The sequence below is a fragment of the Martinezella hainanensis genome, from assembly GCF_900094555.1.
Classification (GTDB): Bacteria; Pseudomonadota; Alphaproteobacteria; order Rhizobiales; family Rhizobiaceae; genus Rhizobium; species Rhizobium hainanense.
This window is the reverse complement of sequence record NZ_FMAC01000007.1, coordinates 74,419-89,011: the sequence shown is the minus strand read 5'-3', so window position 1 is coordinate 89,011 and position 14,593 is coordinate 74,419. Positions and strand designations below refer to the sequence as shown.

Sequence of the window (14,593 nt, the reverse complement as noted above, 5' to 3'; positions counted from 1 at the left end):
GAGAAAAGATGTCTATCAGAAGCATTCTTCTTGGATCCGCAGCATCCATGATTTCCTTTACGGGAGCATATGCTGCAGATGCAGTCGTTGCCGCAGAGCCGGAACCGGTGGAATATGTTAAGATCTGCGATGCATTCGGACCTGGATATTTCTTTATCCCCGGCTCCGAGACATGCCTTAAGATCGGCGGCAAGGTTCGAAGCGAGGGGGAGTGGTACAACGCATATAATCCGACAGGCAAGAGAGGCACCCTGTGGCATACCCGCGCCGAGCTTCAACTTCAAACGGCAACAGATACAGAATATGGCCCGCTGAAGACAAATGCAGAACTGCGTTGGGACTGGAACGATGGCAACTCCACGACAACAAAGTTGCTGCATGCCAGCATCAGCCTCGGGGGCTTCACTGTTGGTAAGGAAGACTCTCAATACAATGCATTTATCGGTTATGCTGGCGATGTCATCAACGATGACGTTGTCTACGATGGCCCATACGAGCTCAATCAGCTGACTTATAAATATGATGCCGGCAACGGCTTCACTGCAGTTATCTCGCTCGAAGACTCCAATTCGTCCTCTGACGCCAGCAGCTACAATGGTGCATGGGTTACCTCGGAATCGAACCACTACGCGCCGGATGTCGTCGCTGGCGCCGGTTTCAAGTCGGGGGCGTGGTCATTCAAGGTCGTTGGCGGCTATGATTCCATCGTGGAGGAAGGCGCTGTCAAGGCTCGAGTCGACGCTGATTTTGGCATCTTCACGGCCTTCCTGATGGGTGGCTACAACACCGATGGCTCCAAGCTGAACAAGTATGCGGGTTCGAACCTTGATACATCGGCTTGCCCGACCAACCAGGGCTATCTCTGCGGCTGGGGTGACTGGGCTGTCTGGGGTGGCGTCGGCGTTCCGATCAATGAAAAGCTGAAGTGGAACCTCGAGCTCGCCTACACCGATTCCAAGATCTTCGAAGCGACCACGAACCTCAAGTTCAACCCGGTCAAGAACCTGCTCGTTGAACCGGAAGTCACCTATACCAACTTCGATTCTGTGAACAAGGATCAGTGGGCTGGTATCCTGCGCTTCCAGCGCAGCTTCTAACATGACCTGACTGACCCCTGGTCATGAACGGAGGAGGGCTTGATCCAGTTCAGGCCCTCTTCCGCCCTTTGTCGAGTTGAGCTTGATTTCATCGACCCTTTTCTTCGTGAAGTGAAACCAAGCTCGACGTGTCCTGCGATGCGGCCTGTAGCACACCGGGTGCCGTTGGACGGGGTTGCATAGTCAACGACGTACATTCGTGGGCAAGTCGATCGAGGTGGCTCAGGGATCGACATCCCTTCATACCCTTATCCGGATTTGGGGTGCGCAGGTGCGGGCGGGACGTCGACGCCCGCACCTTTTTCCTCGACCGGTCTCTGCGTCCTCAGGAGTGACAGGACAAAGACGAAAAAGACCGGGACGAAGAAGACAGCAAGGACCGTTGCCGAGATCATGCCGCCGAGCACGCCGGTACCGATGGCGTTCTGGCTGGCGGCACTCGGTCCTGTTGCGATCGCCAACGGCACGACGCCGAGTGTGAAGGCAAGCGACGTCATCACGATCGGACGGAAGCGGACGCGGGCAGCCTCGACCGCCGAATCGAGAAGGGATTTGCCCTCGGCATAGTAATCTTTCGCGAATTCGACGATCAGGATGGCGTTCTTTGCCGACAGGCCAATGATCGCGATCAGGCCGACCTTGAAATAGAGGTCGTTCGGCATCTCGCGCAGCATTGCCGCCAGCACGCAGCCGATGATGCCGAGCGGCACGACGAGCATGACCGACAGCGGGATCGACCAGCTTTCGTAAAGGCCCGCCAGCAGCAGGAAGACGAAGAGGATGCTGAAGGCAAACAGGATCGGCGCCTGGTTGCCGGAGGAGATTTCCTCGCGCGACTGGCCGGACCACTCGTAGCCGAAGCCTTGCGGAAGTTCGGATGCGAGGCGCTCCATCTCGGCAATCGCCGCCCCCGAAGACTTGCCCGCTGCTGCCTCGCCGGTGATGCGGATCGTCGGATAGCCGTTGTAGCCGACGATCTGCGGGTCGCCCTTGCGCCAGTCGGCGGTCGCAAACGACGAGAGCGGCACCATCCCACCGCTGGCATTGCGGACGTTCAGCTTCATCATATCCTCGACCTGCATGCGGCTGCGGCCATCCGCCTGCACGATGACCTGCTGCATGCGGCCGGCGTTCGGATAGTCGTTGATGTAGGACGAGCCGAGGTTCGCGGTGATGGCATCGTTGATGTCGGTGAAGCTGACGCCGAAGGTGTTTGCCTTCTCGCGGTCGATCGCAAGCATGATCTGCGCGGCTTCCTGCATGCCTTCGACACGGACATTCGTCACCACGCTGCTCTTTGCCGCCTTCGCCATCAACTCGTCTCCAGCCTGCTTCAGCGCCTTCTGGCCGCGCCCGGCGCGGTCCTGGAGCCGGAAGGAAAAGCCGTTCGTCGTGCCGAAGCCGTCGATCGGCGGCGGCGAGAGTGCATAGGAGGTGGCATCCTTCAGGCTGGCGAACTGCGTATTGACGCGAGCGGCGATCTCCGGCACCGAGCTGCCGGCCGGCCGCATGCTCCAGTCCTTGAGCGTCACGAAGGCGATGGCCGAGTTCGGGCCGTTTCCGGAGAAGCTGAAGCCCTGGACGGCGAAGATGTTTTCGACGGCCGGTTCGGCCCTGAAAATTGCCTCGATCTGCTTCAGCGATGCGATCGTACGATTGGCGCTCGCCTCCGGCGGTCCTTGTATGTCGACGATCAGGATGCCCTGGTCTTCCTCCGGCACGAAGGAGCCGGGCAAGTTGACGAAGAGGTAGCCGAGGCCGACGGCGAGAGCGAGATAGACGGCCATCACGCGTCCCGAGCGGCGCGCAAGGCCGGCCGCGGTCTTGGTGTAGCCTGCCGTCATTCGGTCAAACTTGCGGTTGAACCAGCCGCCCAGACCTTTCTTCTGATGATGATTTCCGTCGATCGGCTTCAGGAAGGTGGCGCAGAGCGCCGGTGTCAGCGACAGTGCCAGGAAGGCCGAGAACATGATCGAGACGACCATGGTCAGCGAGAACTGCCGGTAGATGATGCCGGATGCGCCGGGGAAGAATGCCATTGGAATGAAGACGCAGGACAGCACCAATGTAATGCCGAGGATGGCGCCGGTGATCTGCTTCATCGCCTTCTGTGTCGCTGCTTTCGGAGGCAGACCTTCTTCGGCCATGATGCGCTCGACGTTCTCGACCACGACGATCGCGTCGTCGACGAGGATGCCGATCGCAAGCACCATGGCAAACATGGTCAGCACGTTGATGGAGAATCCCGTCGCATACATGATGGCGCAAGTGCCGAGCAGCGCGACCGGAACGACGAGCGTCGGGATGAGCGTGTAGCGGAAGTTCTGCAGGAAGACGAACATCACGATGAAGACGAGCACGATCGCCTCGGCGAGCGTGTGCACGACCTTCTCGATCGAGGCATTGACGAAGGGGCTGGTGTCGTAGGGGATCGAATATTCGACGCCCTTCGGGAAGAATTTTGACAGCTCGTCCATCTTCGTTTTGATCGCCTTCGACACGGCAACGGCGTTGCCCGTCGAAGAAAGCTGGATGGCAAGGCCGGCGCTCGGGTTGCCGTTGAGCCGGCTCGCCGTCGAATAGGCTTCCGCGCCGTCCTCGACGCGGGCGATGTCCTTCAGGCGTACCGTCGAGCCGTCGGGGTTGGCCCGGAGGATGATCTCGCCGAATTGCTTTGCGCTGTTGAGCTGGCCCTCGACGATCACGGTCGCGGTCAGATCCTGGCTGACCGGGTTGGGCATGGCGCCGATCTGGCCTGCGGCTACCTGCGCGTTTTGCGCAGCGATCGCCGCGCTGATGTCGGCGGCCGTCAGATGAAGGCCGACCATCTTGTCCGGGTCGATCCATACGCGCAGCGCCCGCTGCGAGGCGAAGACCTGGGCGCGGCCGACGCCGGGAAGACGGCGCAGCTCTCCAAGGATATTGCGGTTGATGTAGTCGCCAAGCGCGATCTCGTCCATCTTGCCGTCGGTCGAGGTCAGGGCCGCGATCAGCAGGAAGCCGGCGCTCGCTTCCTCGACCTGAATGCCCTGCGTGCGGACCGCCTGCGGCAGCCGCGCCTCGACGCGGCGAACGGCGTTTTGAACATCGACCGTCGCCTTGCCGATATCGGTTCCGGAGACGAAGGTCGCGTTGATGCCGACCGAGCCGGAATTGTCCGAAGTCGACTCGAAATAGGCGATGCCATGGACGCCGTTCAGTTCCTCCTCGATCAGGCGGGTCACCCCTTGATAGATCTCCTGCGGAGACGCGCCGGGGTAAGACGCTGAAATGGAGAGCTGCGGCGGAGCGACCGCGGGATATTGCGCGACCGGCAAGATGGGGATCGTAATGATCCCCGCGATCATGATGAAGAAAGCGAAGACCCATGCGAGGACGGGCCGCTTGATAAAGAACTGTGCCATGATTTGATTACTTTGCGGCCTGGTCTGACGTGTTCGGATCGGCGCTTCGCGGCGTCCATGGTTCGGCGACGACCTTGCCGCCGGCTATGACCTTCTGGACCCCGTCGGCAATGATGGTTTCACCGTCCTTCAGCCCGGAGAGAACGATCCATTCGACGCCGAGAGAGGCGCCGAGGACGATGTTGCGCACCTGTGCTGTCTGATCAGAAGAGACGACGAAGACCTGCGGATTGCCGTCCGCATCCCGCGTCACCGCCCTTTGCGGAATGGTGATGCCGCTCTTCTGCACGGCCTGTTCGATGCGTACGCGGACATACATGCCCGGCAGAAGATCGCCCTCCGGATTGGGGAATTCCGCACGCAGCGTGACCTGCCCCGTGTTAGGGTCCACATTGGCGTTCGAAAACAAGAGCTTACCCGGCTTGGAATAGGTGTTCCCGCCATCGAATACGAGTTCGACGGCTGCCTGTCCCGGCGCCGGGCTCTGGAGCTTGCCGTCGCTGACGGCACGCTTCAGCGTCAGGAGATCCTGCGCGGATTGTGTGAAGTCGGCATAAACAGGATCGATCTGCTGTATGAGCGCGAGGTTGGAAGCGCCTTCGGCTGTGACAAGCGTGCCCTCGGTCACGAGAGCTCCGCCGATGATACCGGTAATGGGCGCCCGCACCTGCGTATAGTCCAGATTGATCTCGGCCTCGTCGAGAGCGGCTTCCTGGGCTGCGACATCGGCGTCGGCCTGCGCGAGATTGACGGCGGCGGTGTCGTAGTCGACGGCCGTCGAGACATTGCGCTCACGAAGCGAGCGCTGGCGTTCGAGCTGCTGCTTGGCATTGGCCTGGACGGCCTTTGCCTTCTGCAAGGCGGCCTTGGCGCTGGCCACTCGCACCTGGAACAGCCTCGGGTCGATCCGGTAGAGGATGTCGCCCTGACGCACAAGGCTGCCCTGCTCGAAGACGCGTTCCAGCAGGATGCCCGAGACGCGAGCGCGCACCTCGGAGACCCTGGTCGCCGCGATGCGTCCTGGAAGCTCGCTCATGACCGGGACCGGATGAGCCTTGATTTGCAGGACGCCGACCGCGGGAGGCGGCATCTCGCCGCTCTCCTGGGCGCGCACATGGCTGGAAGCCAGCGCAAGCGTCACCATTGCCGCCAGTATTGCCTTCCAGCAAGGCAGTTCGAATGCAGATCGCATAGATGTATTCCCACTTGACCGTGACGCGACGAGATCGTCTCCGTCGTGTCGACGGCATGAACCTATTGGACGGAGCCGCCTCGACGCCCGGCGCGAGCGGCACTTCGTCCGAGCCTAAGAAGACATTGGGAATGTTGGTCTTCGGTCGACGTTTTGTGGAGGTTTCATGGACGATGGCAGAGGAATATTGACGTGCAGGCCCTGTCTGACGTTTCTTTCCGGTGAAGGAGCCCTGGATGGAAAATGCACTGATATTGATCGTCGAGGACGAGCCGGAGATCTCCGATATTCTCGAGCGCTATTTTGAGCGCGAGGGATTCCGCGTGCTGACGGCGGCGGATGGAGAGATCGCGCTTTCCCATCATCAGCGGCTGAGGCCGGATCTCGTGGTTCTCGATGTCAAGCTGCCGAAACTCGACGGCCACACCGTGCTTGCCACCATTCGCCAAAGAGGCGATACGCCAGTCATCATGGTCACTGCGCTCGCCGATGATCTCGACAAGCTGCATGGGCTGCGCTCCGGTGCCGATGATTACGTCGTCAAGCCGTTCAACCCAGTCGAAGTGGTCGCGCGGGCGCGGGCCGTTCTCAGGCGTGCTTCGGGCATTGCCGCGAACAAGGTGCTGCGGGTCGGCAGGCTTGCGATCGATCCGGTGGCGCATATGGCTGTCGTCGAGGACGGCGAGAACCGTATTCCGCTGAACCTGACACGAACCGAATTCCGTATCCTCGAATACATGGCGGGCTTTCCGAACAGGGCATTCGAGAGGGGCGAGATCGTCGATGCGTGCCTGCCCGAGGGCGACGCGCTCGACCGGACCGTGGACAGCCACATGAGCAAGCTTCGCCGCAAGCTGGATGCCGCAGGTGTCGGCGAGCTCCTCAACGGCGTCAGGGGAGTGGGTTACCGCCTTGGCGATTTCGGTTAGCAACAGCCTCAACAGGCAAATCATCTGGTCGACGACGATCGTGGCTTTCGTCTCCCTGTCGGTGATGTTCTTCGGGTTTCTGATCTACGGCTATGTCTATGACTGGCTGTTCAAGAATTCCGGAGCCTCGGACGATTGGGCCGTCAGCGATTTCGTCGTGTTGGGCATCAACGTGGCGATCGGCCAGGCGGTCGGTGCCTATGTCGGATGGCGGCTTGCCAGGCGCCTCGTCAAGCCCCTGACGGCGGTGACGGAGGCTGCCCGCCTGATCGCGGATGGAGATTTTGCCGGCCGGGCGACCGGCGAAGGCAATTTCGGCGAGGCCGATCGCCTGATCAATGACTTCAATCGGATGGCGGAGGAGCTGCAAAGAGCGGAAAAGGAGCTCCAATATTCGAATTCCGCGATCGCGCATGAATTGCGCACGCCGCTGACGATCCTTCGCGGCCGCATGCAGGGGTTGGCGGACGGCGTCTTCGAACCGACGCAGGAGGTATTCCGGGGATTGATCGGACATATCGATGCGCTGACGCGCATCGTCGACGACCTCAGAACGCTGTCGCTGATGAATGCGGGGCGCATGGAGCTGCAGCAATCGCGCTTCGATGTCGGGGAGGAAATTGGAGACATCATCGATTCCGTGAGACCGACGCTTGCCAACCTCAGCATCAGGATCGAAACCGATCTGCAGCAGATCACAGTGTTTGCAGACCGGGCGCGTGTCCGGCAGGCGGTGCTTGCCCTCATCGACAATGTCGCACGCTACGCTCCCGGCTCGACGCTGAGGTTGGTTTCGCAGGAGGCCGATAAGCTGTGCGTTATCATGATTTCCGATGACGGTCCTGGCATGACGGCCGCGGAGAGCGAACGGGCCTTCGAGCGGTTCTGGAGAGCAGACGATGCCAGAACGCGACGCGGTGGCGGATCGGGTCTCGGTCTTGCCGTTGTCAAGGCCATAGCCGAGGCGCATGGTGGCCATGCCACAATCGACAGCCGCAGGGGCGGAGGCACGACGGTCGTTCTTGCGATCCCGCGCTGCTGAAGCCTCGCGGGATGCGGCGGCGGAGCATCGCATGCATGAGGTTCATCCTCATGCGTTGAGGATACGCCTTAACACGTCCGTCAATTCGGTCTTGCCCCGACGAAGTTCGCCGACATCCTTCTCGGCGTCTATTCGGCCCGCATTATGGGCAAGGTAAAGTTCGACCAGCAGTCGCGTATAATCCTCGGACAGGCCGGCTCGTATCAACGTGGCCTGCCACTCGGTCTCGGGAAGTGGCTGGGCGATGACCTCGCGCCCGACGAGAGAAGCGATGGCGGCCGCGACGTCGTTCGGCGTATAGCGATTTGGGCCTTCGGCATGGACGATTCTTGCCGCTGCTTCATGCTTCTCCAGAAGCAGCTCGGCAGCGATCGTCCCCACGTCGAAGGCGGAAATGGTCGGAAGAGCCTTGGTCAGCGGATGATAGAAGCTCGGCAACCGACCGCTCTCTGCCGCTACATTCGCCAGCCGTGCCCAGTTTTCCATGTGCTCGGCGGATCGCAGCAGGATAAGCCTGATCTCCAACTGCCGCAGCCGGGCCTCCAATGCGTGGAAGATCAGGGTGACGCCGGTTCCGGAACTGTGCTGTGCGCCATAGTCGGAGATCGCGAGAACGGTTTGCGGCTTGGCGACAGCCAAGGCCTCGCCAAGCGAATTGACCAGCCGTCTCATACTGGAATCGGCCTCCCGGGCGCGAATATCGACCGGACAAATGACCTGGACGGCGCTTGCCCCTTTGAATGCCGTCGTCAGTGCTTGATGGTCATGCATATCGGCGATGGCGATCTCGCAGCCGAGATCCGAAAAAGCCTGTGCTTTTGAGGCATCGCGCAGAATTGCCCGAACGGGAACACCGGTCTTGCGCAGGACAGCGATGGTCGTACGGCCAACCTTACCGCTGGCACCAAGAATTGCATGCATGAGGTTTTCTCCTGTCGATCTGCCCACAGGCTATTCGTCTCTGCTCATGGAATCGTGCAGGTTCGGACGACCGATTGCAGGTTTGGACGACAATCGAACTTATGAATGCATTCGGCTTATCATGCCGGGGGTAAGGCCGAGGAGGCGCCTCATCCAGTGCGTCATGTGGCTCTGATGGGCAAAGCCCGACGCCAATGCGATCTCGGCGAGCGGCATCTCGGTGGACAGGATGAGCAATCGCGCGCGCTCGACGCGGCGCGTCAGGATATAATGGTGGACCGGCATGCCGAAGGTGGCACGAAAGAGCGGCTTCAAATGCGATACGCTCAGGCCGACTGTCGCGGCGAGATCGGCAAGAGACAGCGACTGATCGATATGGGCTTCGATGAAATCCGCCAGGTGTCGCTGATGGCGCTTCGTCAGGCTGGCGCCTGTCGGGATGACATCGACTGGGGCCTTTCCATTGCCTTCTACCAGGCGGATCGCCAGCGCCAATCCCAGCGCCTCCGCATAGGTTTTGTCCGACGGAATGGGGGACTCGATTTCGGCCTTGATCGCCCAGGCGATCGATTCGATCCGGGAATCTCGAAGCTGGAATTTTGGTGCCAGAGAAACGGTATCCGGATTTCTGTCGAGTGCTTCCGCGGCAGATTGAAGGAGTCCCTGCTGGATAGTCAGACGCAGAATAGTGCAGTCCCCGTCATCCTCCCACCAGCCATCCAGCCCGGCAGGAACGATATCGATATCGCCATGCGCCTGCCGACGCCGGTACTGGCGGCCGTCGCACTCACAAAAGGCGTTCACGGCCCGTCCGAAATGAATACCGAGTCGATGCGTCTGCGATCCAGGCACATGGGTGCGGCCAGCCTCAATATGAAGGAAATTCGCCTCCAAGCCTTTCCAGCCACGATCCCTGCTGGAGAGAAGAGTCGTGGCGGCACTGTTGAGCTGATCCATGATTGCGCGCTTCCGCCAAATCCACCGGCCCGAATTGAGGGCGATCTCGATCCGGGGATTATAGGTAGCACAAGGCGTCCGGTCGAGCCGATCTTCGGATCGGTGCCCATGCAGGCGGCTCAGCGTTTACTCAAGGTCTTCGAGGTTGACGGGAAGGCCAGCTACCGATCTTCCCTGGTGTGCCATAGCCTCAAGATGTAGATCGTCGACTGTTGAATTTCGTAGCGTATCTCGTAGTGGCCGACGAGGAGCCGCCGGACCTCGCGTGGCTCGAATTCGAACAGCTTTTCTCCAATTCGCGGATTGGCCAGCAGAATGGTCGGCGCCTTGGTCAGAGACTGCACTGCGCGAACAGCCGCCGGCTTGTTAACAGCGGCCAGAAATTCATACAGGCGAGTGAGGTCGGATAGCGCCTTGCTGGTCCATTTTGCTTCCATCAGCGTGGAGCCGGCAATGGATCGTCAGTGCTTAAACTATCGACCCATGCCTGCACGGCCTGATGGTCGATCACATTGCCATTGTCGACGTCGGAGAGAGCTTCGCGGGTCAGCCGCTCGCGCTTTTCCTCCTGGTCGAGCCACGCGGTCAGAGCCTGTTTCATGATCCAGCCGCGGGAACGCTCGAGCCTCTCGGCCATCAAATCGAGTTTTTCGGCCAGCGAAAGCGGTACATGTGCAGTCAAGACTTTGGTCGCCGAGTTTGCCACACGATCATCCTTTCTGAGATGGTTTGATTTATTTCTAATCATAGTGATTAATTTTGAATCGATCAACGGCACGCGAGGGACACTGCATATAGCGGTGACCTGGCTTCCTTCATCGCGAGCCCCTGCCATCTCCAGGTCTTGGAATGAACGGGCAAAGGACGCGGCCTGCTTGTGAACCCGCGTCCATCGCTGCTCATCGAACGTCACTTCCAGCTAGTGTAGTCCGAAGCGGTGCATCCGAAGGGTGCTCTTTGATCGCCGAAACGCTTCTTCAACTGATCGCAACCCCAGCGGTTGAGAGGCGCCGGCATCATGTTGTTGAGGTCCATGGCGGGCGAAGTGAACTGTGAGCTGGCGCTGGTCACATACCAGACCCAGTAGCCGAAAATGCCGACGATAAAGAGAAGTATGATCAGGAAAACCCTGGCGAGCCGCGCCATGATGGACGGCCCTTTCTTCCCTTGGGCTACCAGTTCCGGCGGATGACCGCCAAGCTCTGCCGTCAGCGGCGCGAGAACGCCGGTACGTTCCTCCGCCGTCATGTCTATCCGTTCCAGTCGGCTGTCCAGGAGCACGGGGAGAGCCGTATTTCCATGCCAGACGGCGAGCGCCACCGCCTTGCCGTCCTTTGCACCGACGACCAGAGGCTCCTGTCCTGGCTCGAAGTTCGTATGGGCGGCTCGTCCGGTTTTCCTGCCTGCGATCTTGTCGGCGTAGGTTACCGTCAGTCGCTTGCCTCGCCGCTGGAAGGCCGTGATTTCCACCGGGACAGGCTCGAGCCGGGCAGCCCGGTGCAATTGCCCGCGGACCCGCCAGACGCGCAGGATCTGGAAGATCATGGCGATGCAGGCGCCGCCAAGAAGGGCGACGAAGACGGCAAGCGTTATGATCCGGTTCCAGAGCATATCGAGCCCGAGGCTGAGCGTCGCCAAGTCCGGATGGTCGCCGGAGATGACGAGATCCGTGTCGTAGTCACCGGCATGGATATCGACGAACATGATCTCGACATCCTTATCGTAAGTTTGGCCATTGTAGGCGTAGTTGAGATGCGCCTCGCAGGTGGTGAAGAAGCCCTTTCGGGTGGAGCATTTTCCATCACGGATATCGCCGCTGACGACCTTGACGGGATTTTGGCTGATCGTCCAATCCCGCAATATGCCCGGCGCTTCGGAGACCGCCATGAAAACAGTTAGGCCGATCAGGATCGGAAGGGAGAAATAGACGGCCTTCGGCATTGAAATAAGGTTCCGAGCAAGTGTCAGGGCTCTCTCGGGAAGTTTGATCGTCGGGAATGTCATTGTCTGCCTGAAACTCCGAATGGTTGTGTAGCATCCGCAAAGCAAGAAGCGAGACGGGAGCCTCGCAAAATCCTTGGGGGCCGACTTTGCGCCCACATCTGCAGCGCGAGCAAATAGGCACTCTGCCTGACAGCTCAATACCTGGTTGTAGGCCATCCGACGATTTCATGGTGATGTCAGCAGCAAACTCGCATGGGTGTGACCTTTTTGTACCGCAACGTTGACCTGCCGAGCCAGGCTCATCTAGTTTTCGTTCCGTTACGGGATTCGAGATCGTTGAGGAGACCAGCATGACCAATGCCGCCTGGCATGCAGATCCGTTAAGCTGGGGCCACGGGCCGCGCATCTTTGAAATCTTTCTGGAGCCGACCTGCCCCTTTTCGGTCAGGGCATTCAACAAGCTCGATGCCTTTCTGGCGCAAGCCGGCGAGGATAAGGTGACCGTCAAGATCCGCCTGCAATCGCAGCCCTGGCATATGTATTCCGGCGTTCTCGTGCGTTGCATCCTTGCCGCCTCGACGCTTCTAGGAGGCAGGGAGACGGCAAGGAAGGTGATGGCCGCGATCGGCGCGCACCGAGAGGAGTTCGAATTCGCCCATCACGCGGGCGGGCCGAATATGGACGTGACGCCCAACGCATTGATCGAGCGGCTGGAACGCTACAGCGGCATCGCGTTGAAGGAGGCTTTTGCCATCCCGGATCTCGACCGCGAGATCAAGTGGCACTGCAAATACGCTCGCCAGAACGGCATCCACGTTTCTCCAACCTTCATGATCGACGGACTGGTGCAGGCCGACATGAGCAGCGGAGATGAAGTCGAAGCCTGGGTGAAGAAAATCTCCGCCTCGTGAGAGGCAGGCGGGCAAAGCGTCGGTGTTTCCATCTCGACGCCTTGCCTTTTCCGGAATGCCCTCAGTCTTCCACGTTCGGCAGCAGGATTGTCAAAAGCCCGATCAGCGGCAGGAATGCGCAAAGCTCGAAGACGAACTCGATGCTCGTGTGGTCGGCGAGCACGCCGAGCGCTGCAGCACCGATGCCGGCCATACCGAAGGCGAAGCCGAAGAACAGGCCGGAGACCATGCCGACGCGCCCGGGCAACAATTCCTGTGCGTAGACGACGATCGCTGAAAAGGCCGAGGCAATGACCGTGCCGATAATCGCGCTGAGGACGATGGTAGTTCCAAGATTGGCATGAGGCAGGACGACTGTGAAGGGCAGAATGCCGAGGATGGAGCCCCAGATGACCTTCTTGCGGCCGATGCGGTCACCGACGGGGCCGCCGACCATCGTGCCGACGGCAACGGCGGCAAAGAACACGAATTGGCAGAGCTGCGCCGTCCGTTCGGTCACGCCGAAGCGGGCCATCAGGTAGAAATTATAGTAGCTGGTGAAGCTCGCGAGGTAGAAATATTTCGAGAAGATCAAGGCGATCAGAACGGCAATGGCAAGACCGACACGGGCGCGCGACAGGCTTAGCGCCTTGTGGACCTTGCCGGATTTTGCCGGCGCGCGCAGGTGGCTGCCATTGACCTGATACCAGCGGCCCAGCCCTCCGAGAATGAGAATGCCGACGAATGCCAGGCTCGCAAGTGCCGCCATTCCATGCTGGCCATGCGGAAGAATGAAGAAAGCGGCGAGCAGCGGCCCAAGCGAAGTGCCGAAATTGCCGCCGACCTGGAACACCGACTGGGCGAAGCCATGCTTGCCGCCCGATGCCAGTCGCGCGATCCGCGAAGCTTCCGGGTGGAAGATCGAGGAGCCGAGACCAAGCAGCATCGCGCCCATCAGCAGCATCGGGTAGTTCGAGGCCATTCCAAGCATGATCATGCCGGCGCAGCTGCAGGTCATGCCGAACGGCAATGAATAGGGCTGCGGGCGTCCATCCGTGTACCAGCCAACGAAGGGCTGAAGGATCGATGCGGTAATCTGGTAGACGAAGGTCAGCACGCCGAGCTGGGTGAAGCTCAGGTCAAAGCCTGTCTTCAGCACCGGATAGCTTGCCGGCAGCAGGGCCTGCGTGACATCGTTAATGAAATGGCCAAGACTGGCTACCATCAGGACTGGATATATCGTAGTGGCCGCGCGGGGCGCGTTGATGGCCTGGCTCATGGCTCTCACTTTTCAATGATCTACCGTGCTGATATTGGAAAACACTATCGCCCGCTACCGCGACAAGGCGCAATTCTTACGAGACTGGGCCAGAATGGTCAGGAACAGCCGCATAGATCCATTCATCGATGTCGACCGGCCCCTCATTGCCCTCGGCAACGACTATGGTGACGGCCACCGCGTCGAACCGCACCAGCATCGCCGCGCACAATTGCTGTACGGCTTTTCCGGCGTGGTGGTCGTGACCACGCCTGATGGCACGCTGGTCATGCCGCCGGAGCGCGGCATGTGGATCCCTCCGGGCGTGATCCATAGCGTGCGCATGCTCGGCAAAGTCAGCATGCGCAGTCTCTACATTCAACCGCAAGCGATCAAGACGATGCCGGATCACTGTCGGGTGGTCGAAATCTCACCCTTGCTGCGCACGCTCATTGCCGAGGCCGTTGACATTCCGGTCGACTATGACGTCAGCGATCGGGCCGGCGCCTTGATGGCATTGCTTCTGCACGAACTGGCGAGGTTGAGACCATTGCCCTTGTCCCTGCCGATCCCGCGCAACAGGCTGCTTGCTGAGAAGTGCCAGGATTTCCTCCGGCAGCCGACCACGCATGATACGATCGATCTATGGGCCAGCCACATGCGTATGAGCCGCCGCGCATTTACCCGGATGTTTCGCTTGGAAACCGGGCTCAGCTTCGTCAAATGGCGGGAGCAGGCCTGCCTGCATGCAGCACTTCCGCGCCTTGTTGCCGGCGTGCCGGTGACGACGATCGCGATCGACCTCGGCTACAAGAACCCGGCCGCCTTCACGAGCATGTTCAAGCGCGCCTTCGGTTATTCGCCACGCGAAATGGCACGCCAGCATGCGGGAAGCGATTCCGCCAGCGCTGGTCTGCAGCCGTGAGGGTCATGCCGGATGATCGGGAAGAGGGCGACGC

The 14,593-nt window shown here is 60.2% G+C and carries 13 protein-coding genes; 5 read left to right on the top strand and 8 right to left on the bottom strand.

Annotated elements, in window-relative coordinates; translation table 11 throughout:
* Positions 1–8 precede the first annotated feature (8 nt).
* Positions 9–1,097 (top strand): porin, encoded by a 1,089-nt coding sequence (locus tag GA0061100_RS21885; protein WP_075854863.1) that lies wholly within the window; start codon positions 9–11, stop codon positions 1,095–1,097.
* 248 nt (positions 1,098–1,345) lie between these two features.
* Here GA0061100_RS21885 and GA0061100_RS21880 read toward each other — a convergent pair whose 3' ends face one another.
* Both GA0061100_RS21880 and GA0061100_RS21875 read right to left on the bottom strand, forming a co-directional pair.
* The gene (locus tag GA0061100_RS21880) at positions 1,346–4,501 is read right to left on the bottom strand and encodes an efflux RND transporter permease subunit (protein ID WP_075854862.1); all 3,156 of its coding nucleotides are present in this window, start codon (positions 4,499–4,501) and stop codon (positions 1,346–1,348) included.
* Positions 4,502–4,508: 7 nt separating this feature from the next.
* The gene (locus GA0061100_RS21875) at positions 4,509–5,645 is read right to left on the bottom strand and encodes an efflux RND transporter periplasmic adaptor subunit (protein WP_244557931.1); all 1,137 of its coding nucleotides are present in this window, start codon (positions 5,643–5,645) and stop codon (positions 4,509–4,511) included.
* Between the two features lie 284 nt (positions 5,646–5,929).
* Between GA0061100_RS21875 and GA0061100_RS21870 the strand changes: the two genes are divergently transcribed.
* Together GA0061100_RS21870 and GA0061100_RS21865 are read left to right on the top strand one after the other, a co-directional pair.
* Positions 5,930–6,622, top strand: coding sequence for a response regulator (locus GA0061100_RS21870; RefSeq protein WP_075854860.1), 693 nt, complete (start codon positions 5,930–5,932; stop codon positions 6,620–6,622).
* The gene (locus tag GA0061100_RS21865) at positions 6,606–7,664 is read left to right on the top strand and encodes an ATP-binding protein (protein WP_075854859.1); all 1,059 of its coding nucleotides are present in this window, start codon (positions 6,606–6,608) and stop codon (positions 7,662–7,664) included. Before GA0061100_RS21870 ends, GA0061100_RS21865 begins: the two co-directional genes overlap by 17 nt.
* A gap of 48 nt (positions 7,665–7,712) precedes the next feature.
* Here GA0061100_RS21865 and GA0061100_RS21860 read toward each other — a convergent pair whose 3' ends face one another.
* From GA0061100_RS21860 to GA0061100_RS21840, 5 genes are all read right to left on the bottom strand, one after another.
* On the bottom strand, positions 7,713–8,585 hold the full coding sequence (locus GA0061100_RS21860) for an NmrA family NAD(P)-binding protein (protein WP_075854858.1): 873 nt from the start codon (positions 8,583–8,585) through the stop codon (positions 7,713–7,715).
* Positions 8,586–8,684: 99 nt separating this feature from the next.
* Positions 8,685–9,542, bottom strand: coding sequence for a helix-turn-helix domain-containing protein (locus tag GA0061100_RS21855; RefSeq protein ID WP_075854857.1), 858 nt, complete (start codon positions 9,540–9,542; stop codon positions 8,685–8,687).
* A 161-nt stretch (positions 9,543–9,703) separates the two neighbouring features.
* Positions 9,704–9,979, bottom strand: coding sequence for a type II toxin-antitoxin system RelE/ParE family toxin (locus GA0061100_RS21850; protein ID WP_075854856.1), 276 nt, complete (start codon positions 9,977–9,979; stop codon positions 9,704–9,706).
* A complete protein-coding gene (locus GA0061100_RS21845; RefSeq protein ID WP_075854855.1) occupies positions 9,979–10,290 on the bottom strand; it encodes a CopG family ribbon-helix-helix protein in 312 nt (103 codons plus the stop codon). The genes GA0061100_RS21850 and GA0061100_RS21845 overlap by 1 nt, the downstream gene beginning before the upstream one ends.
* A gap of 161 nt (positions 10,291–10,451) precedes the next feature.
* Positions 10,452–11,546 carry a hypothetical protein gene (locus tag GA0061100_RS21840; RefSeq protein WP_075854854.1) on the bottom strand — a complete coding sequence of 365 codons (1,095 nt, stop codon included), beginning with the start codon at positions 11,544–11,546 and terminating at the stop codon, positions 10,452–10,454.
* Between the two features lie 290 nt (positions 11,547–11,836).
* Here GA0061100_RS21840 and GA0061100_RS21835 point away from each other — a divergent pair, with 290 nt between their 5' ends.
* Entirely contained in the window at positions 11,837–12,397 is a 561-nt protein-coding gene (locus GA0061100_RS21835; protein ID WP_075854853.1) for a DsbA family protein, read from the top strand.
* A gap of 61 nt (positions 12,398–12,458) precedes the next feature.
* Here the strand turns inward: GA0061100_RS21835 and GA0061100_RS21830 are convergent, their stop codons facing one another.
* Positions 12,459–13,655 carry an MFS transporter gene (locus GA0061100_RS21830; protein ID WP_075854852.1) on the bottom strand — a complete coding sequence of 399 codons (1,197 nt, stop codon included), beginning with the start codon at positions 13,653–13,655 and terminating at the stop codon, positions 12,459–12,461.
* A 94-nt stretch (positions 13,656–13,749) separates the two neighbouring features.
* Between GA0061100_RS21830 and GA0061100_RS21825 the strand changes: the two genes are divergently transcribed.
* Positions 13,750–14,559, top strand: a complete 810-nt coding sequence (locus GA0061100_RS21825; RefSeq protein WP_075854851.1) for an AraC family transcriptional regulator — start codon at positions 13,750–13,752, stop codon at positions 14,557–14,559.
* The last annotated feature ends 34 nt before the right edge of the window (positions 14,560–14,593 follow it).